The following is a 23,372-nucleotide window of genomic DNA, read 5'->3' on the forward strand; positions in this document are numbered from 1 at the left end:
GGCCGGACCGGCCCTAACCCCTCGGGTACCGGGCCAGCCAGCCCGAGGCCGAGGCCGGGACCGACGGGCCGTGCAGTGCCGGGCCCTGTGTCATCTCCATCGCGAAGTCGTCGGCGAGCGCGAGGATTGTGGGCCGGCCCTCCAGTTCGACCAGCCAGGCGGGCGGCAGGGCCGTCTCGCCGTGCAGGGCGCCGAGGAGGGCGCCCGTGAGGGTGCCGGTGGCCGGCGAGGGGCCGTCGTGGTTGACCGCGAGGCGGAGGCCGTGGCGGATGTCCTCGGCGACGAGGGCGCAGTAGACGGCCGCGGCGAGCTGGGCCTCGGCGCGGTCCTCGCCGGCTCCGAGGGCCGTGACCCGCTCCGCGTCCGGCACGCCCTCCCGTACGGCGGCGAGGGCGGCCTCCAGGGCCTCGGTGACCGGCTCGTGGCCGGGGCGCGGCGCGAGCTGCGCCTGTGCCGTGCGGACGGCGCCGTCGACGCTGTCGCCGCGGGCCAGGCCGTGCACGACGACGGCGAGGGCGCCGGCCGAGAGGTACGCGGCGGGGGCACCGTGCGTCTGGGCGGCGCACTCGACCGCGAGCTGGCAGACCAGCTGCGGCTCCCAGCCGACGAGCAGGCCGAAGGGCGCCGAGCGGACCAGGGCGCCGGAGTCGGCGGCCTCCGGGTTCTTGGGCCGGTCGAGCGTGCCGAGGACGTCGTCGCCGAGGCCGGTGAGGCAGGCCCGGGCGGGGTCGCGGCGGGCGTACAGCCACTCCTCGCGGGCGAGCCAGCCCAGGTCCGGGCGCCGCTCGTCGGGTCCCCAGTCACGCTGGGTGGCGGCCCAGCGCAGATGGGCGCGGTGGACGTCGGTGGGCGGGTGCCAGGCGCCGGTGTCGCGGCGGACCTGGGCGCGGATCAGGCCGTCGACGGTGAACAGGGACATCTGGGTGGCGGCCGTGACGGCGCCCCGGCGGCCGCGCGCCGGGTCGAGGACGAGGTCGGTCAGGCCTTCGGGGCCGTGCGTCCCGCGCAGCGCGGCGAGGGTGCGCCCGGCCGCGCCGGCGCCGAGCGCGTCGCCGACGGCGCCGCCCAGGAGGCAGCCGCGGACCCGGGCACGGAAGTCCTGCTGTTCGGTGCGGCCCCACACGGCGGCGGCTGTGGTGGTCACGACGCGCCCTTTCCGTATACCGGTCACTGGTCCGTTCACTGGTCCGTCCAGCACTGTAATGGACCGGATGCGCTCGTTAAGGGGCCGGAACGTTATGTGTTCCGGCGCCCTTCAGGCCGTATTTGACCGTAGTTTTCCCTCACTCCTGGGGCAGGAGCGGCAGCAGCTCCGGAAGGTGCCCGTCCGACGCGCGGGCCGCGCGCTGCCGCTCCTCCGGGACCTCCCCGTACAGCGTCGTGCGCGGCCGGGACGGGCGGCCGGCGGCCTCGGCGATCGCCTCCAGGTCGCGGATCGAGCGGTACGAGCCGTAACTCGACCCGGCCATACGGGAGATGGTCTCCTCCATCAGCGTGCCGCCGAGGTCGTTGGCGCCCGAGCGCAGCATCGCGGCGGCGCCCTCCGTGCCCAGCTTCACCCAACTGGTCTGGATGTTGGGGATGTACGGGTGGAGGAGCAGCCGCGCCATCGCCGTGACGGCCCGGTTGTCGCGGACGGTCGGGCCGGGGCGCGCGATGCCCGCGAGGTAGACGGGCGCGTTGGTGTGGATGAACGGGAGCGTCACGAACTCCGTGAAGCCCCCGGTCTGCTGCTGGATGCGGGCCAGGGTGCGGAAGTGGCCGAGCCAGTGGCGGGGCTGGTCCACGTGCCCGTACATCATCGTCGACGAGGAGCGGATGGCCAGCTCGTGGGCGGTCGTGACGACCTCGATCCAGGTGGCCGTGGGCAGCTTGCCCTTGGTGAGCACCCAGCGGACCTCGTCGTCGAGGATCTCCGCGGCCGTGCCCGGGATCGAGTCGAGCCCGGCCTCCTTGGCGGCGGTCAGCCACTCGCGGATCGAGAGCCCGGTGCGGGAGGCGCCGTTGACGACCTCCATCGGCGAGAAGGCGTGCACGTGCATGCCGGGGACGCGCTGCTTCACCGCGCGCGCGATGTCGAAGTACGCGGTGCCGGGCAGGTCCGGGTGGATGCCGCCCTGCATGCAGACCTCGACCGCGCCGACGTCCCACGCCTGCGCGGCCCGGTCGGCGACCTGGTCGAGGGAGAGGGTGTAGGCGTCGGCGTCGGTGCGGCGCTGGGCGAAGGCGCAGAAGCGGCAGCCGGTGTAGCAGACGTTGGTGAAGTTGATGTTGCGGGTGACGATGTACGTGACGTCGTCGCCGACCGTCGCGCGCCGGACGTCGTCCGCGATGCCGCACAGGGCGTCGAGGGCGGGGCCGTCGGCGTGGAGGAGGGCGAGGGCCTGCGGGTCGGTGAGCCGGGCCGGGTCGTCGGCGGCGACGGCGAGGGCCTCCCGCACGTCGGCGTCGACGCGCTCGGGCGCCCGCTGGTCCGGCACCATGCCGGGCGCGGCGGCCTCGCGCAGCGCCTCCCAGTCCCCGTACACCTCGTCGAAGTCCTCGCGGCGGTCGCCGGTGCGGCCCTCGGTGTCGATGGTGCGGTGCAGATCGGTCCGGCCGGCCGAGGTGAACGCCTCGTCGGGCTCCTGCCAGGGCAGGCCGCGGACGGGCGCGTCGGGCCGGGCGAGACCGGTCTCGGGATCCGCGAGCGCCCGCACGTGGGGCACGATCCGCGGGTCCAGCCAGGGCTCGCCGCGCCGCACGAACTCCGGGTAGACGCAGAGCCGTTCGCGCAGCTCGAAGCCGGCGGCGCGGGAGCGTTCCGCCAGCTCGTCGATCTGCGGCCAGGGGCGCTCGGGGTTGACGTGGTCGATGGTGAGCGGCGACACCCCGCCCCAGTCGTCGATGCCGGCCGCGATCAGGCGCTCGTACTCGGCGTCGACCAGGTTCGGCGGGGCCTGCAGGCAGGCGCTCGGGCCCATGATGAGCCGGGCGACGGCGACGGTGGCGACGAGGTCGTCGAGCTCGGCGTCCGGCATGCCGCGCATGGCCGTGTCCGGCTTGGCGCGGAAGTTCTGGATGATCAGTTCCTGGATGCCGTGGTAGGCCCGGCCGATCCGGCGCAGCGCGAACAGCGAGTCGGCGCGCTCCTCGTACGTCTCCCCGATGCCGAGCAGCAGCCCGCTGGTGAAGGGGACGGAGGACCGGCCCGCGTCCTCCAGGACGCGCAGGCGCACGGCGGGCTCCTTGTCCGGCGAGCCGTGGTGCGGGCCGCCCGGCTCGGACCACAGGCGCTCCGCCGTCGTCTCCAGCATCATCCCCATCGACGGGGCGACGGGCTTGAGCCGCTGGAAGTCCGTCCACGACAGCACCCCCGGGTTGAGGTGCGGCAGCAGCCCGGTCTCCTCCAGGATCCGGATCGCCATGGCCCGTACGTACGCGACGGTGTCGTCGTACCCGTGCGCGTCGAGCCACTCCCGCGCCTCGGGCCAGCGGTCCTCGGGCTTGTCGCCGAGGGTGACGAGGGCTTCCTTGCAGCCGAGTTCGGCGCCCCGCCGCGCGATGTCGAGCACCTCGTCCGGGCTCATGAACATGTCGTGCCCGGCCCGCCGCAGCTTGCCGGGCACGGTCGCGAACGTGCAGTAGTGGCACTTGTCCCGGCACAGCCGCGTGAGCGGTATGAACACGCTCTTCGAGTACGTGATGACCCCCGGCCGCCCGGCCTGCGCGAGCCCCGCATCCCGCACCCGCCCGGCCACCCCGACCAACTGCTCCAGATCCGCCCCCCGCGCCTGCAACAGCACGGCGGCCTCACCCGCGTCGAGCGCCACCCCGTCCCGGGCCCGCTTGAGGGCCCGGCGCATGGCGTTCTCGGTCGGGGCGGAGTTGCGTGGTGCCTGGTGATCCGTCATGGACCGAGCATACGAGCGGGTCGGTGCAGGTCACAGGTATCGGACGAAGTCGTCGAGAACCGCGAGCACCTCCCGCTCGTCGCCCGGCGGCAGCTGGAGCACGACCTCCTCACAGCCCAGCTCCTCGTAGTGCGCGAGCTTGCCGGGGCTGGGGAGGACCGCGTACGGCACGATCTGGAGGGCCTTCGGGTCGCGGCCGGCCTCCTCCCAGGCCGCGCGGAGCACGGGGAGCGTCTCCGTCAGGCCGCGGCCGCCGACCGGCATCCAGCCGTCCGTGCGCGCGGCGATCTCGGCGAAGAGCCTCGGGCCGGCGGCGCCGCCGAGGAGGGTGCGCGGGGCGCCGCCCGCGGGCTTGGGCCAGGCTTCGGAGGGGCTGAGGGAGGGGCCGAAGGAGGAGGCGTGGGAGGTGGGTTCGGGGGCCCACAGGGCGCGCATCAGGTCCAGCCGGTCGGAGGTGAGGGCGCGGCGGGTGGACCAGGTGACGCCGTGGTCGGCGGCCTCCTCGCGGTTCCAGCCGTAGCCGACGCCGAGGGTGAAGCGGCCGCCGGAGAGGTGGTCGATGGTCGCGATCCGCTTGGCGAGGGCGATCGGGTCGTGCTGGGCGACCAGCGTGACGCCGGTCCCGAGGCCGAGGCGTTCGGTCACGGCGGCGGCCTGGCCGAGCGCCACGAAGGGGTCGAGCGTGCGCGTGTACTCCCGCGGGAGCGTGACGCCCGCCGGGTGGGCGGTGTCGCGGGAGACGGGGATGTGGGTGTGCTCGGGGAGGTAGAGCCCGGCGAAGCCGCGCTGTTCGAGCTCGCGGGCGAGGCGGACGGGCGTGATGGTCTCGTCGGTCAGGAAGATCGTGGTCGAGATCCGCATGGGGGCACGGTAGGGGGTGGGACGCGCATTTCCGAGGGGTGCGAGGTGGTTTTGCGAGGGGTACGAGGCGGATTTCCGAGGCGTGCGGAGCGGATTCGCGCGGCGCACCGCAGGACTTCCGGCTCGCGGTCCGCGGAATCGCGCGGCGCACCGCACGGCGTTCGGCGCCCGGTCCACGGTCGCGCGGCGCACCGCAGGGCATTCGGCGCCCGGTCCGCGGATTCGCCGCAGCCTGGAGCGGGCGGCCGACGGGCCGGAGGGCGGCCGTTGGCGCGGGCGCAGGGCGTTCGGGGCGCGGCCCGCGAGGCGTACGGAGCGGATTCTTGCGGCGCGGGCGCGGGCGCAGGGCGTTCGGCGCGCGGTCCGCCCGGGGCGCCGGGGGCGTGGCGTCCGTCGTTGTTCTCCCGCGCGGGGTTCCGCCGTTCACGCGGCGCCCGGACAGTCGTCCGCATGACCACGACCTCTCGCCGCGCCGTCCTCGTGACCGGCGCCGCCACCGCGCTTACCTTAGGCAGCGTGAGCTTCGCGCACGCCGCCGGGAACGGTGACGACCTCGTCCGCACCGTCACCGGCACGCTGCCGCCCGGCGCCCCCGACTTCGTCCACCTCCCCGTCGACCTCCCGCCCGGCGTCCGCGAGCTGCACGTCGGCTACGCCTACGACCGGCCCGCCGTCCCCGCCGGCACCCAGGGCAACGCCCTCGACATCGGCCTTTTCGACCAGCGCGGCACCGCCCTCGGCGGCCGCGGCTTCCGGGGCTGGTCGGGCGGCGCCCGCAAGGAGTTCTTCGTCCGCGCCGACGACGCCACGCCCGGCTACGTCGCCGGGCCGCTGCACGCCGGCACCTGGTACGTGGCCCTCGCCCCGTACACCGTCGCCCCGCAGGGGCTGACCTACACCGTGACCGTCACCCTGCGGTTCGGGCCCTCCGCGCCCACTCCCCGCCCCACCTACCCGCCCGAGCGGGCCCGCGGCCGCGGCCGCGACTGGTATCGCGGCGACTGCCACCTGCACACCGTGCACTCCGACGGCCGCCGCACCCCCGCCGAGGTCGCCGCCCTCGCCCGCGCCGCCGGGCTCGACTTCATCGCCGGCACCGAGCACAACACCCACGCCGGGCACGGCGCCTGGGCCGACAGCGCGGGCGACGACCTGCTGATCCTGCTCGGCGAGGAGGTCACCACCCGCACCGGCCACGTCCTCGCCCTCGGCACCGACCCCGGCACCTTCGTCGACTGGCGCTACCGGGCCCGCGACAACCGCTTCGGCCGCTTCGCCCGCGAGATCCGCCGCACCGGCGGCCTCGTCGTGCCCGCGCACCCGCACGCCACCTGCATCGGCTGCGCCTGGCAGTACGGCTTCGGCGACGCGGACGCGGTCGAGGTGTGGAACGGCCCGTACACGCCCGACGACGAGGTCTCGCTCGCGGGCTGGGACGGGGCGCTCGCGGCGGGCCGCTGGACGCCCGCCATGGGCAACAGCGACGCGCACCGCGACCCCGACCTGGTCGGCACCCCGCAGACCGTCGTCCTGGCGGAGGAGCTGAGCCGCGAGGCGATCCTCGACGGGCTGCGCTCCGGTCGCTCGTACGTCGCCGAATCCGCCGCCGTCTCCCTGGACTTCACCCTCACCGACGGCCGCGGGCGCTCCGCGGGGCTCGGCGAGCGCCTGACCGTCCCGGCCGACGCGCCCGTGACCGCCCGGCTGCGCGTCACGGGCGCGCCGCAGGACGGCACGGTCCGCTTCGTCACCGACCAGGGCGTGCTGTTCACGACGCCGGCGCGGGGCGGCGGCGCGGAGTGGACGACGACCGCCGCCAACGCCGCCTACGTGCGCGCCGAGGTCCGCCACCCGGTCACCGCGCCGCCGCTCCCGGGCGCCCTGGCCGCCTTCACCAACCCGGTCTTCCTCGACGCCGGCTAACCCACGGCCCGCTGCCGCGCCGCCAGTTCGCCGTAACCGCCCCGCTCCCACACCCGCTCGCGGAACCGCTGGAGGGAGAGCGGGACGGTGTCCTCGCCGGGCACGTCGACGAGATGGACGGTGCCGCAGCGGTGGCAGTACCAGCCGTGCGCCCACAGCTCCTCCGCCTGCTGCCGCCCGCCGGTCCGCCGCGCGAACTCGCCCCGGCGCCGGACCAGGACGACGGTCGCGAGGACGGCGATGCCCAGCGCGAGGGCCGAGACCCAGCCGAGGAAGCCGAGGTCGGGGCCCAGGGTGTCGGGCGTCCCGAAGTACGCCCCGTCGGGCACCTCCTCGAAGGCCCGCCCGACGAAGACCCAGCCCAGGAAGGTGCCGACCGCCACGAACCCCGCGAGGGCGGCGACGCCGGCCAGGCCCTGGGCGGGCTCCTTGGGTACCGGCGCCAGCGCCTCGGCCAGCGCGGTCGTCACCTGCCGCGTCACCGTCCGCACCTGGCCGTCGCCGTTCCGCTCCCGGCTCGTGACGGAGTCCCGCCCGGCCAGGTACGCGGCGGGCACCGCCTGCACCAGGTCGTCCCGCCCGCAGCCCGGGCAGGCGCGGCCGCTGTTCGTATTCATGTTTCCCCCGTTGATCGGCTTCCGTACGGTAGCCCGCATGCTGACGCGCCTGGAGTCCTATTACGACTCCGTACCCCGATCCGCCGCCCGCGCCGAGGATTTCGGGCCGCTCACCCTCTTCGTACGGGAGGGAGCGGGCTGGCCGTACTACGCGCGGCCCGCGCTCGGCCACCCCGGCGAGGTGCCGGTGGGGGCGGTGGAGAAGGTACGGGCCCGGCAGCGGGAGCTCGGGGTGCCCGAGGCGTTCGAGTGGGTCGCGGAGACGACGCCGGGGCTGCGGGCGGCGGTCGAGGCGAGCGGGCTCGTGGTGCACGAGCACCCGCTGATGGTCCTGACGGAGACGGCGGAGGAACTGCCCGCGCCTCCTGAGTGCGTCACGGTACGGATGGTGGGCCCAGCCGACCCCGCCCTGGAGTCCGCCGTCGCCGCCCCTTACGCCGCCTTCGGCGCCACCCCGACACCCGGCGCGGCCGCCCAGGTGGCGGCCCGCCTCGACGCGGGCCTCACCCGCCTCGCCGCCGCCCTCGACCCCTCCGGCACCGCCCTCGCGGCCGGCCAGCACCAGCCCGTCGGTGCCGTCACCGAGGTCGTCGGCGTCGGGACCCGTCCCGGGTACCGCCGCCGCGGCCTCGGCCTCGCCGTCACCGCCGCCCTCGTCGCGGACGCCCGCGCGGCAGGCGCGGAAACGGTCTTCCTGTCCGCCACGGACGAGACGGTGGCCCGCCTCTACGCCCGCCTGGGCTTCCGCACGATCGGCACGGCGCTGATCGCGGAGCCGGCGGAGGAGGCCGGATAGCCCCCCTGGCCGGTGGCCGCCGGGGCGCCCGCCACGACCGGCTCCCGCACCATCAGCACGCCGATCGGGTCCTCCGCCTCGACCCTGAAGCCCTCCCGCTCGTAGAGGCGCCGGGCCGCGCTGCCCTGGACCACCGTCAGCCGGACCGGGACCGACTCCGCGTCGGCCTCGGCGAGGAGCGTGCGCAGCACGGCCGTGCCGAGGCCGCGGCCCTGTGCCTCGGGGGCCAGGTAGAAGTGCTCCAGGTAGCGGCCGGGGCCGTGCGGGTAGGGGCCGAAGGCGACGCAGCCGGCGAAGGCGCCGGCCAGTTCGATCACCGAGGTGTGCGCGGGGCGGAAGCCGTCCCGCAGCCGCTGCCGGACGCGGTGGGCGTCGTACCGGCCGAGCCGTGTCAGGTCGTCCCGCATGACGACCGCCTTCAGTTCGGCGACGGGCTCCACGTCCTCGTCCCGGGCAGGACGGAACGACCACCCCTCCAGTGCATTCATATTCCGAGAATCGCATATAAATGCACTGGAGGGGAAGGGGCGGCGTAACCACGTCCCACCCTCCGGCGTTCTCGCGACATGAAGAAGATCCTCACCGCCGCCGCCCTGACCGGCCTCGCCCTCTCCGGCGGGCTCGCCGCCGCCGGCACCGCCGCCGCCGACTCCGCCGGTGCCAACCTGCCCTCCGTCGTCCCGCTGAGCGGCGTCCTCGCCCCCAAGCCGAAGCCGGCCGTCGCCGACCAGATGCCCGCCGCCAACAAGATGGTCGAGAACCTGCTCCCGGTCGGGCACCCGTAGAACGAAGCAGCGAGGTGGCGGGACCCCCCACGGGCCCGCCACCTCGCCGTTTCCGTCACCGGCGTCCGTCACCGGACGGCCGAGGAGTCCATCAGTCCTCGACGACCAGTGACGGGGTCTCCTTGGTGAGCACCTCGCCCCGGAAGAACGCGGGGCTCCGCCTCTGCATCACCAGCATGATCACCACGCCGAGCAGCAGCAGCCCGACGCCGATCACGAACACCGACCCGACGCCGAAAACCGCGGAGCCGGAGCCGTACGCCGGATCCCACATGTCGTACAGCGTCTTGCCGAAGACCGCCGCCAGCAGCACTCCGCCGAGCAGCGGGAACAGGCCCTTGAAGACCAGGTCGCGGACGGAGCGGGTCAGCTCGCGCCGGAAGTACCAGGCGCAGGCGAAGGCCGTCAGCGCGTAGTAGAAGCAGATCATCAGGCCGAGCGCGTAGATCGTGTCGACCAGGACGTGCTCGCTGGCCAGGGTCATCACCGTGTAGAAGACGCCGGTGGCGACGCCGGCCACGACCGTGGCCCTGCCAGGGGTCTTGAAGCGCGGGTGGACCCTGGCGTACGACGCCGGCAGCGCCTCGTACGTGGACATGGCCAGGACCGTGCGGGCCACCGGGATGAAGGTGGTCTGGAGGCTGGCGGCGGCCGAGGCGAGGACCGCGACGAAGAGCAGGATGCCGAGCGCGGGGCCCATGACCGGGCCGGCGAGGGCGGCGAAGACGTTGTCGGAGGTCTTGGGGTTGCCGAGGCCGAGGCCCTGGCCGCCGGAGCCGACGGCCATCTGGGCGGCGATGCCGGTGGCGAGGTACGAGCCGACCAGGACGACCATCGCGACGAGCGCGGCGCGGCCGGGGGTCTTCTCGCTGCCGATCGTCTCCTCGTTGGCCGTCAGACAGGTGTCCCAGCCCCAGTACATGAAGATCGACAGGGAGAGCCCGGCGGTGAACGCGGCGAAGGACTGCACGGCGAACGGGTTCATCCACGACCAGGAGAAGTGGACCGAGGTCTCGAAGGAGCCGGCCTTCGACAGCGCCATCCCGACGAACACGGCGAGGACGAGCAGCTGGAGGCCGACGAGCGCGTACTGCACGCCCTTGGTGGCGGTCATGCCGCGGTAGCTGATGGCGGTCGCGGCGCCGATCAGCGCCAGGCAGGTGACGATGTGGACGGCCTTGTCGTCGTCCAGGGCGGCGATCGACGGGTTGCCGCTGATCTCGCCGGCGAGCAGCCAGAAGTACGAGGTGGCGACGCCGGCCAGGTTGGAGAGCACGATGATCGTGGCGATCACCAGGCCCCAGCCGCACATCCAGCCGAGCCTGGGACCGAACGCTTTCACCGTCCAGGTGAAGGAGGTGCCGCAGTCCGGCATGGCCTTGTTCAGCTCGCGGTACGCGAACGCGACGAGCAGCATCGGCAGGAAGCCCGCGAGGAAGACGGCGGGCATCTGGAGGCCGACCTCGCCGGCGGTGGAGCCGAGGGTCGAGGTCAGGCAGTAGACCGGGGCGACGGTGGAGACGCCGATGACGGCGCTGCCGACGAGGCCGACGGAGTTGCCGCCGAGGCCCTTGCCGCGCATGCCCGGCGCGTCGGCCGGGGCAGGGGCGGCGGGCACGCCCCGCGCCGCGTCTCCGGCCTGGGGCCGCACATCCACCTGAGTCATGAACTCGACGTTAAATGCTGCGATTTCCACATCTGGAAGATCGAAATCCGCCCGGCCGATCGATCATAGCCTTGCATTCCTCGGGTCGAATCGGACACCCGCCAATGATTAAAAGATCGACTACTGGAGTTGACCGATCAACCATTCCAACCGGAACCGAGTGTCCGATATTCGGAAACCGCAGCCACGCCCAGAATGCCCGTTTCCAGGTTTCCTTGTGACGTGCGTCACCCCGGCGCTCGCGTCACCCCGGCCAGACGACCGCCTGCAGCTCGCTGTAGGCGTGCAGCGCGTACGAGCCGACGTCACGCCCGACCCCGCTCTTCTTGAAGCCGCCGAACGGCGCCTCCATGTTCCGGCCGATCGTGTTGATACCGACCCCGCCGGCCCGCAGCCGCCCCGCCACCCGGAACGCCCGGGCCACGTCGCCGGAGAACACGTAGTCGATCAGCCCGTAGTCACTGTCGTTCGCGAGCGCGATCCCCTCCTCCTCGTCGTCGAAGGGCACCACCACGACCACCGGGCCGAAGATCTCCTCCCGGACCACCCGCATCTCGTTCGTGCAGTCCGCGAGCAGCGTCGGCGCCACGTAGAAACCGCGGTCGAGACCCGGACCGGCCGGACGCTCGCCGCCCGCGGCGACCCGCGCGCCCTCCTTCCGGCCCAGCTCCACGTACGACTCGACGCGGTCGCGGTGGGCCGCCGAGATCACCGGGCCGACCACCGTGCCGCGCTCCGCCGGGTCGCCGACCTTCAGGAAGCCGATGTAGCCCGCCAGCTTCGCGACGAGCTGCTCGTAGATCCCGCGCTGCGCGATCACCCGGGTCGGGGCGGTGCAGATCTGCCCGCTGTAGAAGGAGAAGGTCGTCCCGATCCCGGTCACGGCCGCGTTCAGGTCGGCGTCGTCGAAGACGAGCGCCGCGCCCTTGCCGCCCAGCTCCATCAGCTGCCGCTTCATCGCGCGCCCGCACACCTCGCCGATCGCCTGGCCGACGGCCGTGGAGCCGGTGAAGGAGACCATGTCGACCGCCGGCGAGTCCACGGCCGCCTCGCCCACGGCGGGCGACGCGCCGGTGACCACGTTGACCACCCCGGCCGGGACTCCCGCCTCCGCGAGGGCGCGGGTCATCGCGTACACGGAGAGCGGGTCCTGCGGGGCGGGCTTCACGACGACCGTGTTGCCCATGGCGAGCGCCGGGGCGATCTTGCCGGCCGGGTTGGCCCAGGGGTTGTTGTACGAGGTGATGCAGGTGACCACGCCCACCGGGCGCCGTACCGCCACCGCCCCGAACACCCCGGCCTTCCCCATCGGCCCGGCCTCGTTGATCTGCGGCGGCAGCGCCTCCTCGACCGGCTCCAGGGCGCCCCGCGCGTAGCGCCGGAAGCGGGCCGCGCCGACCGCCACCTGCATCCCGCGGGCCGTGGCCGTGGTCGCGCCGGTCTCGGCGCGGGCGAGGCCGGTGTTCCGCTCGGCGTCGCGGGCCATCAGGTCGGCGGCCCGGTCGAGGATCGCGGCGCGCTCCTCGGGCTTCGTACGGGACCAGGTGGCGAAGGCGGTACGGGCGGCCTCGGCGGCCTCGTGCACCTGGCGCCCGCTCGCCTCCGGCGCGAGCCCGACGACCTCCTCGGTGGCGGGGTTGATCACCGGGTAGTGCCCGCTCTCGGGCTCCACCCACTCCCCTCCTATGTACAGCCGCTCCGTGATCCCGGGGGTCTCGTCGTTCATCGGGTGCTCACCGTCCTCGTGTCCCGGCCCGAGCGCAGCACCCGCCCGGGTATCGCGCCCGTCACCTCGTCGTCCCGCACCGTCTCCACCCCGTTGACCCGCACCGACACGATGCCGACCGCGCGCGAGTCCAGGCGCGGGCTGTCGCCCGGCAGGTCGTGGACCAGGGTCGCCGGGCCCGCGTCGATCCGCTCGGGGTCGAAGAGGACCAGGTCGGCGTGGAAGCCCTCGGCGATCCTGCCGCGCTCGCGCAGGCCGAAGAGGCGGGCCGGGTCGTCGCTGAGCATCCTCACGGCCTGCTCCAGCGGGACGAGCTTCCGGCCGCGCAGGCAGTCGCCGAGGAAGCGGGTGGTGTACGGCGCCCCGCACATCCGGTCCAGGTGGGCGCCCGCGTCCGAGCCGCCGAGCAGGACGTCCTCGTGCTGCCAGGTCTCGCGGCGCAGTGCCCAGGAGGCCGGGTCGTTGTCGGTGGGCATCGGCCACAGGACGGTCTTCAGCTCGTCGTTGGCGCAGATCTCGACGAGTGCCTGGAAGGGGTCCTGGCCGCGCTCGGCGGCGATGTCCTTCACCACCCGGCCGGTCAGGCCCCGGTTCTCGCGGCTGTACGTGTCGCCGATGACGTAGCGGCCGAAGTTCGCGAGCCGCCGGAAGACCCCGGCCTCCCTGGAGTCGGCGCGGCGCAGCATCTCGGCGCGGACGTCGGGGTCGCGGAGCTTCGCGATGCGCTCGGGGACGGGCAGGCCCAGGACCTCGCCCCAGCCGGGGATGAGGTTGAGGGCGCAGAAGGTGCCGAGCGACATGTTCATGGGCGTGAGGATCGGCATGGTGAGCGCGACGATCCGGCCGCCGGACTTGCGGGCCCGCTCGGAGGCGAGGAGCTGGCGCGGGACGCGTTCGGGGACGGTGGCGTCGATGGTCAGGACGTTCCAGTTGAGCGGGCGGCCCGCGGCGGCCGTCATCTCCACGAACAGGTCGATCTCGGCGTCCGAGAACTGGTCGAGGCAGCCGGCCAGGATCGCCTCCAGCTGGGTGCCCTCGTGCTCGCCGACGGCGCGGGAGAGGGCGATCAGCTCGGCGGGCCCCGCGTGGCGGGAGGCGACGGGGGCGCCGTCGCCGTCGGAGTGGGTCGAGGACTGGGTGGTGGACAGGCCCCAGGCGCCGGCCTCCATCGCCTCCTTGAGCAGCCGGACCATCTGCGCGAGCTGTTCCTCGCTCGGTTGCCCGCCGACCGCGTCCGGTCCCATCACGTACCGGCGCAGCGCGCAGTGCCCGACCATGAAGCCCGCGTTGACCGCGATCCGCCCGTCGAGCGCGTCGAGGTACTCGGCGAACGACGACCACGACCAGTCGACGCCCTCCTCCAGGGCGGCGAGCGCCATGCCCTCGACCTTCGACATCATCCGGCGCGTGTAGTCCGCGTCCTCGGGGCGGTCCGGGTGCAGCGGGGCGAGCGTGAAGCCGCAGTTGCCGCCGGCGACGGTGGTGACGCCGTGGTTCATGGACGGGGTGGCGTACGGGTCCCAGAACAGCTGGGCGTCGTAGTGGGTGTGCGGGTCGACGAAACCGGGCGCGAGGACGAGCCCGGTGGCGTCCTCCTCGGTGCGGGCCGGTTCGGTGACGGTGCCGGGTGCGGCGACGACCGCGATCCGGCCGTCGCGTATGCCGACGTCTGCGGTGACGGCGGGGGCGCCGGTGCCGTCGACGACGGTGGCGCCCTTGATGAGGTGGTCGAGCATGGCGCTCCCTTTCCTGTCCGGGGACGTGGACGCGGGTGCGGACGTGGCGGTGGACGTGCACGCGGACGTGGGCGTGGACGCGGGTGTGCCCCGGCCGGAGGCCGCCGCGGAAACGGTCTCCGGCCGGGGCCGGTGCGGGGCGGCGGTCCGGGAAGACGCCGCCCCGTGCTCGTGCGTCAGCTGCCCGCCGACTGCCGGAAGCGCGTCGTCCGGTGCACCGGGTCCGTGTCGATCTGCGGGATGACGTGCTCGCCGATCAGCTTGATCGTGTTCATCGTGTCCTCGTAGGAGATGCCGATCGGCAGGCCGAAGGACAGCTGGTCGGCGCCGGCCTGCTCCCAGCGCCGGCACTGGGCGAGGACCTCGCCGGGGTCGCCGCAGATCATCAGCTCCTCGGCGATGAGGAGTTCGATGATCTCTGCGGAGTACTCGGGGAGCAGCTCGGGCCACTCCGGGATGCCCTCGGGCCGCGGGAAGGTGTCGTGGTAGCGGAAGAGGAGGGACTGGAGGTAGTTGAGGCCGCCGCCGACGGCGATCTCGACGGCCTTGTCGTGGGTCTCGGCGCAGATCGCGGTGGAGGTGACCATGACGTTGTCGTTGACGAAGTCGCCGACCGCCTTGGCCTCCTTGATCGCGGTCTTGTAGGACTCGACGACCCACTCCATGTCGGAGACCTTCTGGACGCTGAAGCCGAGGACGCCGAGGCCCTTCTTGCCGGCCATGGCGTACGAGGACGGGGAGCCGGCCGCGTACCACATGGCGGGGTGGGACCTGCCGTACGGCTTCGGGAGCACCTTGCGGGGCGGCAGCGACCAGTGCTTGCCCTGGAAGCCCTCGTACTCGTCCTGGAGCCACATCTTGGGGAACTCGGCGATGGTCTCCTCCCAGATCTCCTTCGTGTGGTTCATGTCGGTGATGCCCGGCATGAACCCGAGGATCTCGTGGGAGCCGGCGCCCCGGCCGGAGCCGAACTCGAAGCGGCCGCCGGAGAGGTGGTCGAGCATGGCGACCTTCTCGGCGACCTTCACCGGGTGGTTGACGGGCGCGAGCGGGTTGAAGATGCCGGAGCCGAGGTGGATGCGCTCGGTGGCGTGGGCGAGGTAGCCCAGGTAGACGTCGTTCGCGGAGAGGTGGGAGTACTCCTCCAGGAAGTGGTGCTCGGAGGCCCAGGCGTACTTGAAGTTGGACCGGTCCGCCTGGATGACGTACTCGGTCTCCTCCATGAGTGCCTTGTGCTCGGCTTCGGGATCGGTCTCGGCGCGCTTGCCGACGTATCCCTGTACGAAGATCCCGAATTCCAAGGAAGTTCACCGCCCTTGTGAGTTTCTGACGTTCCGTCAGATTCTTGGATGTGGTCCGGCGTGTCAATACCTGACGAGCCGTCAGCTATGTCGGGTGCGTCAGAACAGGCTCACGCCCGCCAGCCAGCCCCCGTCGATCACGAACGGCTGCCCCGTGATGTACGACGACTCCTCGCCGGTCAGGAAGAGCGCGAGCGCCGCCACCTCCTCCGGCCGCCCGATCCGGCCCAGCGGCACCAGGCCGCGGTACAGCTCCGCCGTCGCCGCCGGGTCCACGCCCTCCGGGTTGCTCATCGCGGTGTCGATGGCGCCCGGGCAGACGGCGTTGACCCGGATGCCCTTCCCCGCCAGCTCCAGGGCCGCGACCCGGGTGAGCCCGAGGACGGCGTGCTTGGTGGCGGCATAGGCGCCGACGCCCGCCATGCCCGTGACACCGGTGTACGAGGCGGTGTTGACGATCGTGCCGCCGCCGGCCGCCTCGATCTCCGGGGCGACCGACCTGATGCCCAGGAAGCAGCCGACCTGGTTGACCTGCACGATCGCCTGGAACTCCTCAAGGGGCGTCGACACCAGCTCGTTGAAGCGCAGGATGCCCGCGTTGTTGACGAGCCCGTCGATCCGGCCGAAGCGCTCCTTGGCCGCCGCCACCGCCGCCGCCCAGTCCGCCTCGCTCGTCACGTCCAGGTGGACGTACGCGGCCCGGTCGGCGCCCAGCTCCTTGGCGAGCGCCTCGCCCTGGTCGTCCAGGACGTCGGCGAGGACGACCCGCGCCCCCTCGGCGGCGAAGAGCCGCGCCTCCTGCTCACCCTGCCCGCGCGCCGCGCCCGTGATGACGACGACGCGCCCGTCCAGCTTGCCCATGTCCGCCACGCTCCTCAGTTCAGATGGGGGGCGACCTCGGCGGCGAACGCCGCCATCTGGTCGGTGAGTTCGCCGCGGCTCCGGGAGCGGAAGCGCACCTGGACCTGGTGCACCCCCATCTCGCCGTACGCGCGCAGCGACTCGGCGAGCAGCTGCGGCTTGCCGCTCAGGGTGCGGCGGCCGGTGTCCCAGCCGGGCTCGCCGACGTACAGCGCCTCGGTGATCGCGCCGACGGTGACGGGCGCCTCGATCCCGGCCTCCTCGCGCAGCCGCCGCAGCCTCGCGATCTGCTCGGGCAGTCGGTCGCGCGGGTCGCCCTGCGGCAGCCAGCCGTCGCCCTTGAGCGCGGCGCGCCGCACGGCGGCGGGCGAGGAGCCGCCGACCCAGACCGGTACCCGGTCCTGGGCGGGCCGGGGCCGCTGGCCGAGGTCGCGGAAGGCGAAGCGTGGGCCGTCGTGCGCCGGGTACTCCTCGGGCCCGAGGGCCGCCCGCAGCGCGTCGATCGTCTCGTCGAGCACGCCGCCGCGCCCGGCGAAGTCGGCCCCGACCGCCTCGAACTCCTCCCGCACGTGCCCGGCCCCGACCCCAAGGACGAGCCGGCCACCGGAGAGGTGGTCCAGGGTCGCGTACGCCTTGGCCGTGACCAGCGGGTGCCGCAGGCCGACGACGGCGACGTGCGAGAGCAGCCGGACGCGCTCGGTGGCGGCGGCGAGGTACGCGAGGGTGGCCACGGGGTCGTACCAGACGGTGCTCATCGCGGCGGAAAGCCGGCGCGGGATGGCGACGTGGTCGCAGCACGCGACGTAGTCGAAGCCGAGGGCGTCGGCGGCGCGGGCGACCGCGAGCAGGTCCGCGGGGCCGGCGGCGGCCTCCCAGGACTCGGCGTAGAGGGTGCTCTGGGACTGGACGGGCAGCTGCATGCCGTAGACCACCATGGGGACTCCCTCGGGTCATTATCTGACGTAGCGTCAGCTATGGCGACCGACCCATGCTGTCCCCTGACGGTCTGTCAGACAAGGGGTCGGCCGCACCGAGGACTCCGCCATCCGGGGCAGGTGTGCGGATTTCTCCAAGCCGCGGGGCGGCGGCGTGCCCCACCTTGTGTCCGGAACCCAGTGTTCCGCGCCTTCCCCATCCGAAGAACGGACCTCTCCATGCGTACCCTCCTGCGCCGCACGGCCCTGGCCGGCACCTCCCTCCTCTTCGCCGCCGCCGGTCTCGTCGCCACCGGCGGCTCGGCCCAGGCCGCCACCTACGACGGCTGGGACCCGGCCAGCAGCGGCTGCGGTGGCATCAGCACCGTCTCGTCGGCCGCGATGACCGACCCGTACGGCAACCACCTGGGCACCCTTGAGCTGCGCTACAGCTCGGGCTGCCGCACCACCTGGGCGCGCATCACCATGGACTACACGCAGGACGCCTGCGGCACCTCGTCGGCCGGCATCGCCTGCCCGAAGGCGTGGATCATCCGCAACTCCGACGGCGCCAGCTACTCCTGCACCGTGACCTCGGGCCACAGCTCCTGCTACACGCCGATGGTCAACGACGCCGGCGTCTCCTCGTACGCGCAGAGCTACACGGACACCGCGGGCGGCGACAAGTACACCCGCACCGCCAGCTACTGATCCGCCCCCGCAACTCCCAGGAGACGACCACCATGCGTAACCTTCTGCGCCGCACCGCCATGGCCGGCACCTCGCTGCTCTTCGCCGCCGCCGGCCTGGTCGCCACCGGCGGCTCGGCCCAGGCCGCCACCTACGACGGCTGGGACCCGGCGTCCACCAGCTGCGGCGGCACGACCAGCACGGTCTCGTCGGCCGGTCTGTACGACCCGTACTTCGGCACCTACCAGGGCTCGATCGAGCTGCGCTACAACTCGGGCTGCCGCACCACCTGGGCCCGGATCAGCCTGAACTACTCGCAGTCCGACTGCGGCAACGCCTCGGCCGGCCACGCCTGCGCCCAGGCGACGGTGATCCGTAACTCGGACGGCCGCAGCTACTCCTGCACCGTGTCGGTGGGCTCCAGCTCCTGCTACACGCCGATGGTGAACGACGCGGGCGTGACGTCGTACGCGCAGGGCATGGTCGACGGCGCGGGCGGCCTCAAGTACACGCGCACCGGCAGCTACTGATGCCCTGAGCCCCCGCGCGGCCGCCACCCCGCCGACCGGCGGCGGCCGCGCGGGGGCTCGCCGTCTCGCGGGCCGGGCGACGGGTCACGGGCCGGGCCAGAGGCCGTCCTCCGTGAGCCCCAGCAGCTCGATCGCGTTGCCGCGCACGATCCGCTCGACGACGTCCGGCGCCAGGTGGCCCATCTGGGCCTCGCCGACCTCGCGGGACTTGGGCCAGGTGGAGTCCGAGTGCGGGTAGTCCGTCTCGTAGAGCACGTTCCCGACGCCGATCGAGTCCAGGTTCCGCAGGCCGAAGGCGTCGTCGAAGAAGCAGCCGTAGACGTGTTCGGCGAAGAGTTCCGACGGCGGGCGCAGCACCTTCTCCGCCACGCCGCCCCAGCCGCGGTTCTCCTCCCAGACGACGTTCGCGCGTTCGAGGATGTAGGGGATCCAGCCGATCTGCCCCTCGGCGTACATGATCCTCAGGTTGGGGAAGCGCTCGAACTTGCCGCTCATCAGCCAGTCGACCATCGAGAAGCAGCAGTTCGCGAAGGTGATGGTGGAGCCGACGGCGGGCGGGGCGTCGGCCGAGGTGGACGGCATGCGGCTGGACGAGCCGATGTGCATGGCGATCACGGTGCCGGTCTCGTCGCAGGCGCGCAGGAACGGGTCCCAGTGGTCGGTGTGGACCGACGGCAGCCCGAGGTGCGGCGGTATCTCGGAGAACGCGACCGCGCGGACGCCACGGGCCGCGTTGCGGCGGACCTCGGCGGCGGCGAGCTCCGGGTCCCAGAGCGGGATGAGGGTGAGCGGGATCAGCCGCCCGCGCGCCTCGGGGCCGCACCACTCCTCGACCATCCAGTCGTTGTAGGCCCGGACGCCGAGGAGACCGAGTTCACGATCCGAAGCTTCGGTGAAGGTCTGTCCACAGAATCGGGGGAAGGTGGGGAAGCAGAGCGCGGACTGGACGTGGTTGACGTCCATGTCGGCGAGGCGGTCGGGGACGCTGTACGAGCCCGGGCGCATCTGCTCGTAGGTGATGACCTCCAGCCGGATCTCGTCCCGGTCATAGCCGACGGCGGTGTCGAGGCGGGTGAGGGGGCGGTGCAGGTCCTCGTATACCCACCAGTCGCCGATGGGACCTTCGTCCCCTTTGGCGCCCATCACGGGGGCGAACTTTCCGCCCAGAAAGGTCATTTCCTTCAGGGGTGCGCGGACGATCCGGGGGCCGGTGTCGCGGTAACGGGACGGGAGCCGGTCCTGCCAGACGTGCGGGGGCTCCACGGTGTGGTCGTCCACCGAGATGATCTTGGGGAAGCTCTCCATGCGTTTCACGGTAGCGCCGATCTGACGATCCGTCAGCTTTGCGGGGTACGGTCGCCGGTGACGAGGGGGTCCATCGACCGGTTCGATGCCGGAGATCGACCGACCCGATGCTGACGCACCCCCTCCGGACAAGGCAGACTGTCTTGGGCGAAACCAGCGGTACGGGCAGGGGGAGCTATGGACCGTGAGAACGGGCCGCGAGTTCCGGAGCAGCGGACTCCGACGGCGGGTCCGGCGGGTGCGCCGGGCACGTCGGGTACGTCGGGCACGTCGGGCACGTCGGGCTCCGAGGTGACCGGGGCCGGGACCCGGGCCGGGATCGGGAAGGCGGCCGGGACGGGCGCGGAAGCGGCGGTTCCGGCGGGTGCTGCCGACAAGGGCGGCGCCGACCTGCGCTTCGGCGTGCTCGGACCCGTACGCGCGTCCCGCGGCGAGACGGCCCTGCCCACCGGTTCGCCCCAGCAGCGCGCCCTGCTCGCCGCCCTCCTCCTGCGCGACGGCCGTACCGCCACCGCCGCCGAGCTGATCGACGCGATCTGGGGCGAGGAGCCGCCCTCGCAGGCCCTGGCCGCGGTCCGTACGTACGCCTCCCGGCTGCGCAAGGTGCTCGACCCGGGCGTCCTCGTCAGCGAGTCGGGCGGGTACGCGATCCGCACCACGACCCTCGATCTCGGCGAGGCCCAGGAGCTCGCCGCGGAGGCGGAGAAGCTGCGCGCGGCGGGGAAGCGCTGCGCGGCCCGCGACCGGCTCAACGAGGCGCTCGCGCTGTGGGACGGCGAGGCGCTGGCGTCCGTACCGGGGCCGTACGCCGAGACGCAGCGCACCCGCCTGGAGGAGTGGCGGCTCCAGCTCCTGGAGAGCAGGCTCGACCTCGACCTGGAGGTCGGGGCGCACGCGGAGGCGGTCTCCGAGCTGACCGCGCTGACCGCGGCGCACCCCCTGCGGGAGCGGCTCCGGGAACTCCTCATGCTCGCCCTCTACCGGTCCGGCAGGCAGGCGGAAGCCCTCGCCGTGTACGCGGACACCCGCCGCCTCCTCGCCGACGAGCTGGGCGTCGACCCGAACCCCGAGCTGTCCAGGCTGCAGCAGCGCATCCTCCAGGCCGACGCCGAACTGGCCCGCCCCGTCGAGGAGCAGGCGCCGACCGCCGCGCCGATCGCGCGGCCCGCGCAACTCCCCGCGACCGTGCCCGACTTCACCGGCCGGGCCGGCTTCGTACGGGAGCTGAGCGACCGGCTCGCCACCGCCGAGGGGTCCGTCATGGCGGTCTCCGCGCTCGCGGGCATCGGCGGCGTCGGCAAGACGACGCTCGCCGTGCACGTGGCCCACGCGGCCCGCCCGCACTTCCCGGACGGCCAGCTCTACGTCGACCTCCAGGGCGCCGGCGCGCGAGCGGCCGCCCCGGAGACGGTCCTGGGCGCCTTCCTGCGGGCCCTCGGCACGCCGGACTCGGCGATCCCCGACTCCCTGGACGAGCGCGCCGCGCTCTACCGCTCCACCCTCGACGGGCGCCGGGTGCTCGTGCTCCTGGACAACGCGCGCGACGCCGCCCAGATCCGCCCCCTCCTGCCCGGCACGGCCGGCTGCGCCGCGCTCGTCACCAGCCGCATCCGGATGCTCGACCTGGCCGGCGCGCACCTCGTCGACCTGGACGTCATGTCCCCCGACGAGGCCCTCCAGCTCTTCACCCGCATCGTGGGCGCGGAGCGGGTGGGCGCCGAGCGGGAGGCCGCGCTCGACGTGGTGGCGGCATGCGGTTTCCTCCCCCTGGCGATCCGCATCGCGGCCTCCCGCCTGGCCGCCCGCCGCACCTGGACCGTCTCCACCCTCGCCGCGAAGCTCGCCGACGAACGCCGCCGCCTCGACGAACTCCAGGCCGGCGACCTCGCCGTCAAGGCCACCTTCGAACTCGGCTACGGCCAACTGGAGCCGGCCCAGGCCCGCGCCTTCCGCCTCCTGGGCCTCGCCGACGGCCCGGACATCTCGCTGGCGGCCGCGGCGGCCGTCGTCGACCTCCCGGAATGGGAGACGGAGGACCTCCTGGAGGCCCTGGTCGACACCTCGCTCCTGGAGTCCGCCGCCCCGGGCCGCTACCGCTTCCACGACCTCGTCCGCCTCTACGCGCGTGCGTGCGCCGAGCGGGACGAACACCCGCCGGTGGAGCGCGAGCTGGCGCTGTCGCGGCTGCTGGACTTCTATCTGTCGACGGCGGCGCAGGTGTACGCGCTCGAGCGCCCCGGGGAGCGGGTCCGCGACCACTTCGCCGCCACCGAGTACCCGGGGCTCGCTCTCGACACTCCCGGAGCCGCGCTGGACTGGCTGTTCGCCGAGGCGAGCTGCCTCCTGGCCTGTGCGCGCCAGGCGGCGGCGACCGGTATGCCGCGGCGGGCGGCCGACCTCCTGCTGGCGGCGGTCGACCTGGCCGAGTCGGGCGCCAACGCCCATCAGTACGCGCAGGCTGCCCAGGCCGTCAGCGAGGCCGCCCGGACGACCGGCGACAAGCTCGCCGAGAGCCGGGCGCGCACGATGCTGACCCACGTGCACAGCACGTCGGGCCGCTTCACGGAGGCGGAGAACCAGGCGCGCCTCGCACACGAGGTCGGGCTCGCGGCGGGCGATCCCGTCTCCTGCGGGCAGGCGCCCAACCAGCGCGGGATCATCGCCCTGTACGAGGGCCGCCACGCGGACGCCGAGACCTTCCTGTCACAGGCGCTCAACGCCTTCCGCTCGGACGCCAACAAGCCGGGCGAGGCCAGCGCTCTGTGCAACCTGTCCCGCGTGCATCTGGCCATGGGACGGACGGGCAGCGCGGTCGAGCTCGCCCGCCAGGGCATCGCCATCTACGAGGCGGCCGACAACGGCGTCCCCCTGCGGCTCGCCAACGGGAAGTACGCGCTCGGGCTGGCCCTCACGGAGGCGGGAGAGACCGCGCAGGCGCAGAGCGTCCTCACGGAGGCGCTCGACGTCTTCCGCGAGAGCCGCCAGAAGCTGTGGCACGGAATGACGCTGTTCCGGCTGGCGGAGCTGTTCCTGGCCGCCCAGCGGCCCGCCAGCGCCGCCTCGCACGCGGAACAGGCGCTGGCGGTGCTGCACGGCATCGGCGGGGACTGGCGCCGCGCCAACGTCCTCACGGTGCTGGGTCGCAGCCTGTCGGCCGTCGGCCAGCTCGACCGGGCCCGGGTGTGCTGGCACGAGGCACTGTCCGTGTTCGAGGAACTGGACTCGCCCGAGGCCATGGACGTCCGGGCGCTCCTCGAGCCCGCCACGGCGGCCTGAGCCGGCGGCGGCGTTCATCATTCGTTTATCGCCGCCCGGCACTCTTGTCCATGTCGATTCGCCGCGTCGGGGGGCAGGCGAATCACTGTCAGGCCCCACCGTTATGGTGATCGGCCCTGGAGCCGTCTGTCCGGCGCCCACGGGGGAGTTGCCGGGCGGACGCTCACTGCACATGCCCTTCAGCTATCAGGAGTTGATCTTCATGGCGGACAACCTCAAGCCGGCCGACGCGCACGCCACGGGCAGCGAGGAATTCACCACGCTGGACGCCCACGCGACGAGCGAGCCGATCAAGCCGATGGACGCCCACGCCACGATCGCGCCGATCAAGCCGCTGGACGCCCAGGCCACGGGCGCCGAGGAAATCACCACGATGGACGCCCACGCCACGACCTCGCCCATCAACTAGTACGCACAGCGTTCGTTATCGACGGGGGACGGTTCCGGCGGCGCCATCGGGGGAGTCGCCGGGATCGTGCGGGGCCGGACGGA

The 23,372-nt window shown here is 73.3% G+C and carries 19 protein-coding genes; 7 read left to right on the top strand and 12 right to left on the bottom strand.

Annotated elements, in window-relative coordinates:
• Positions 1–13 precede the first annotated feature (13 nt).
• The 3 genes from ACWEV0_RS11695 to ACWEV0_RS11705 form a co-directional block, all read right to left on the bottom strand.
• Positions 14–1,144 carry an ADP-ribosylglycohydrolase family protein gene (locus ACWEV0_RS11695; protein WP_453148647.1) on the bottom strand — a complete coding sequence of 377 codons (1,131 nt, stop codon included), beginning with the start codon at positions 1,142–1,144 and terminating at the stop codon, positions 14–16.
• 139 nt (positions 1,145–1,283) lie between these two features.
• Positions 1,284–3,893, bottom strand: coding sequence for a bifunctional FO biosynthesis protein CofGH (locus ACWEV0_RS11700; protein WP_453148649.1), 2,610 nt, complete (start codon positions 3,891–3,893; stop codon positions 1,284–1,286).
• Between the two features lie 30 nt (positions 3,894–3,923).
• Positions 3,924–4,754, bottom strand: coding sequence for a TIGR03619 family F420-dependent LLM class oxidoreductase (locus tag ACWEV0_RS11705; RefSeq protein ID WP_453148651.1), 831 nt, complete (start codon positions 4,752–4,754; stop codon positions 3,924–3,926).
• A gap of 450 nt (positions 4,755–5,204) precedes the next feature.
• On the opposite strand from ACWEV0_RS11705, the gene ACWEV0_RS11710 reads away from it, so the two are divergent.
• Entirely contained in the window at positions 5,205–6,677 is a 1,473-nt protein-coding gene (locus ACWEV0_RS11710; RefSeq protein WP_453148653.1) for a CehA/McbA family metallohydrolase, read from the top strand.
• On the opposite strand, the gene ACWEV0_RS11715 is transcribed toward ACWEV0_RS11710, so the two are convergent.
• The gene (locus ACWEV0_RS11715; RefSeq protein WP_453148655.1) at positions 6,674–7,294 is read right to left on the bottom strand and encodes a hypothetical protein; all 621 of its coding nucleotides are present in this window, start codon (positions 7,292–7,294) and stop codon (positions 6,674–6,676) included. The genes ACWEV0_RS11710 and ACWEV0_RS11715 overlap by 4 nt on opposite strands.
• 37 nt (positions 7,295–7,331) lie before the next feature.
• Between ACWEV0_RS11715 and ACWEV0_RS11720 the strand changes: the two genes are divergently transcribed.
• Entirely contained in the window at positions 7,332–8,090 is a 759-nt protein-coding gene (locus ACWEV0_RS11720; protein ID WP_453148657.1) for a GNAT family N-acetyltransferase, read from the top strand.
• On the opposite strand, the gene ACWEV0_RS11725 is transcribed toward ACWEV0_RS11720, so the two are convergent.
• Positions 8,021–8,578: an N-acetyltransferase family protein gene (locus ACWEV0_RS11725; RefSeq protein WP_453148658.1), complete on the bottom strand. Its 558-nt coding sequence runs from the start codon at positions 8,576–8,578 to the stop codon at positions 8,021–8,023. The genes ACWEV0_RS11720 and ACWEV0_RS11725 overlap by 70 nt on opposite strands.
• Positions 8,579–8,656: 78 nt before the next feature.
• On the opposite strand from ACWEV0_RS11725, the gene ACWEV0_RS11730 reads away from it, so the two are divergent.
• Complete coding sequence (locus tag ACWEV0_RS11730; RefSeq protein WP_453148660.1) at positions 8,657–8,875, top strand: hypothetical protein; 219 nt, start codon at positions 8,657–8,659, stop codon at positions 8,873–8,875.
• Between the two features lie 91 nt (positions 8,876–8,966).
• Here ACWEV0_RS11730 and ACWEV0_RS11735 read toward each other — a convergent pair whose 3' ends face one another.
• The 6 genes from ACWEV0_RS11735 to ACWEV0_RS11760 all read right to left on the bottom strand — a co-directional run bounded on the left by ACWEV0_RS11735 (position 8,967) and on the right by ACWEV0_RS11760 (position 17,100).
• Positions 8,967–10,541 (bottom strand): APC family permease, encoded by a 1,575-nt coding sequence (locus tag ACWEV0_RS11735; protein ID WP_453148661.1) that lies wholly within the window; start codon positions 10,539–10,541, stop codon positions 8,967–8,969.
• Between the two features lie 244 nt (positions 10,542–10,785).
• Positions 10,786–12,267, bottom strand: a complete 1,482-nt coding sequence (locus ACWEV0_RS11740; protein WP_453148663.1) for an aldehyde dehydrogenase family protein — start codon at positions 12,265–12,267, stop codon at positions 10,786–10,788.
• On the bottom strand, positions 12,264–14,003 hold the full coding sequence (locus tag ACWEV0_RS11745; RefSeq protein WP_453148665.1) for an N-acyl-D-amino-acid deacylase family protein: 1,740 nt from the start codon (positions 14,001–14,003) through the stop codon (positions 12,264–12,266). The genes ACWEV0_RS11740 and ACWEV0_RS11745 overlap by 4 nt, the downstream gene beginning before the upstream one ends.
• A 176-nt stretch (positions 14,004–14,179) precedes the next feature.
• Positions 14,180–15,304 (bottom strand): LLM class flavin-dependent oxidoreductase, encoded by a 1,125-nt coding sequence (locus ACWEV0_RS11750; protein ID WP_453148667.1) that lies wholly within the window; start codon positions 15,302–15,304, stop codon positions 14,180–14,182.
• 99 nt (positions 15,305–15,403) lie between these two features.
• Complete coding sequence (locus ACWEV0_RS11755) at positions 15,404–16,165, bottom strand: SDR family NAD(P)-dependent oxidoreductase (protein ID WP_453148669.1); 762 nt, start codon at positions 16,163–16,165, stop codon at positions 15,404–15,406.
• A gap of 14 nt (positions 16,166–16,179) precedes the next feature.
• Complete coding sequence (locus ACWEV0_RS11760) at positions 16,180–17,100, bottom strand: TIGR03619 family F420-dependent LLM class oxidoreductase (protein WP_453148671.1); 921 nt, start codon at positions 17,098–17,100, stop codon at positions 16,180–16,182.
• 219 nt (positions 17,101–17,319) lie between these two features.
• On the opposite strand from ACWEV0_RS11760, the gene ACWEV0_RS11765 reads away from it, so the two are divergent.
• Together ACWEV0_RS11765 and ACWEV0_RS11770 are read left to right on the top strand one after the other, a co-directional pair.
• A complete protein-coding gene (locus tag ACWEV0_RS11765) occupies positions 17,320–17,790 on the top strand; it encodes a DUF2690 domain-containing protein (RefSeq protein ID WP_453148673.1) in 471 nt (156 codons plus the stop codon).
• A 32-nt stretch (positions 17,791–17,822) separates the two neighbouring features.
• On the top strand, positions 17,823–18,299 hold the full coding sequence (locus ACWEV0_RS11770) for a DUF2690 domain-containing protein (RefSeq protein WP_453148675.1): 477 nt from the start codon (positions 17,823–17,825) through the stop codon (positions 18,297–18,299).
• Between the two features lie 84 nt (positions 18,300–18,383).
• Here the strand turns inward: ACWEV0_RS11770 and ACWEV0_RS11775 are convergent, their stop codons facing one another.
• Positions 18,384–19,604 (bottom strand): amidohydrolase family protein, encoded by a 1,221-nt coding sequence (locus ACWEV0_RS11775; RefSeq protein ID WP_453148677.1) that lies wholly within the window; start codon positions 19,602–19,604, stop codon positions 18,384–18,386.
• Positions 19,605–19,781: 177 nt separating this feature from the next.
• Here ACWEV0_RS11775 and ACWEV0_RS11780 point away from each other — a divergent pair, with 177 nt between their 5' ends.
• Positions 19,782–22,880, top strand: coding sequence for a BTAD domain-containing putative transcriptional regulator (locus ACWEV0_RS11780; RefSeq protein WP_453148679.1), 3,099 nt, complete (start codon positions 19,782–19,784; stop codon positions 22,878–22,880).
• Positions 22,881–23,052: 172 nt separating this feature from the next.
• On the top strand, positions 23,053–23,289 hold the full coding sequence (locus ACWEV0_RS11785; protein WP_453148681.1) for a hypothetical protein: 237 nt from the start codon (positions 23,053–23,055) through the stop codon (positions 23,287–23,289).
• The last annotated feature ends 83 nt before the right edge of the window (positions 23,290–23,372 follow it).

It is taken from the genome of Streptomyces sp. NPDC003943, assembly GCF_053605265.1.

Bases quoted from the DNA above. Each gene is read 5' to 3' on its own strand.
- ACWEV0_RS11700 (WP_453148649.1), bottom strand. From the start codon at position 3,893: ATGACGGATCACCAGGCACCACGCAACTCCGCCCCGACCGAGAACGCC.
- ACWEV0_RS11705 (WP_453148651.1), bottom strand. From the start codon at position 4,754: ATGCGGATCTCGACCACGATCTTCCTGACCGACGAGACCATCACGCCC.
- ACWEV0_RS11710 (WP_453148653.1), top strand. From the start codon at position 5,205: ATGACCACGACCTCTCGCCGCGCCGTCCTCGTGACCGGCGCCGCCACC.
- ACWEV0_RS11715 (WP_453148655.1), bottom strand. From the start codon at position 7,294: ATGAATACGAACAGCGGCCGCGCCTGCCCGGGCTGCGGGCGGGACGAC.
- ACWEV0_RS11720 (WP_453148657.1), top strand. From the start codon at position 7,332: ATGCTGACGCGCCTGGAGTCCTATTACGACTCCGTACCCCGATCCGCC.
- ACWEV0_RS11725 (WP_453148658.1), bottom strand. From the start codon at position 8,578: ATGAATGCACTGGAGGGGTGGTCGTTCCGTCCTGCCCGGGACGAGGAC.
- ACWEV0_RS11730 (WP_453148660.1), top strand. From the start codon at position 8,657: ATGAAGAAGATCCTCACCGCCGCCGCCCTGACCGGCCTCGCCCTCTCC.
- ACWEV0_RS11735 (WP_453148661.1), bottom strand. From the start codon at position 10,541: ATGACTCAGGTGGATGTGCGGCCCCAGGCCGGAGACGCGGCGCGGGGC.
- ACWEV0_RS11740 (WP_453148663.1), bottom strand. From the start codon at position 12,267: ATGAACGACGAGACCCCCGGGATCACGGAGCGGCTGTACATAGGAGGG.
- ACWEV0_RS11745 (WP_453148665.1), bottom strand. From the start codon at position 14,003: ATGCTCGACCACCTCATCAAGGGCGCCACCGTCGTCGACGGCACCGGC.
- ACWEV0_RS11755 (WP_453148669.1), bottom strand. From the start codon at position 16,165: ATGGGCAAGCTGGACGGGCGCGTCGTCGTCATCACGGGCGCGGCGCGC.
- ACWEV0_RS11760 (WP_453148671.1), bottom strand. From the start codon at position 17,100: ATGGTGGTCTACGGCATGCAGCTGCCCGTCCAGTCCCAGAGCACCCTC.
- ACWEV0_RS11765 (WP_453148673.1), top strand. From the start codon at position 17,320: ATGCGTACCCTCCTGCGCCGCACGGCCCTGGCCGGCACCTCCCTCCTC.
- ACWEV0_RS11770 (WP_453148675.1), top strand. From the start codon at position 17,823: ATGCGTAACCTTCTGCGCCGCACCGCCATGGCCGGCACCTCGCTGCTC.
- ACWEV0_RS11775 (WP_453148677.1), bottom strand. From the start codon at position 19,604: ATGGAGAGCTTCCCCAAGATCATCTCGGTGGACGACCACACCGTGGAG.
- ACWEV0_RS11780 (WP_453148679.1), top strand. From the start codon at position 19,782: ATGGACCGTGAGAACGGGCCGCGAGTTCCGGAGCAGCGGACTCCGACG.
- ACWEV0_RS11785 (WP_453148681.1), top strand. From the start codon at position 23,053: ATGCCCTTCAGCTATCAGGAGTTGATCTTCATGGCGGACAACCTCAAG.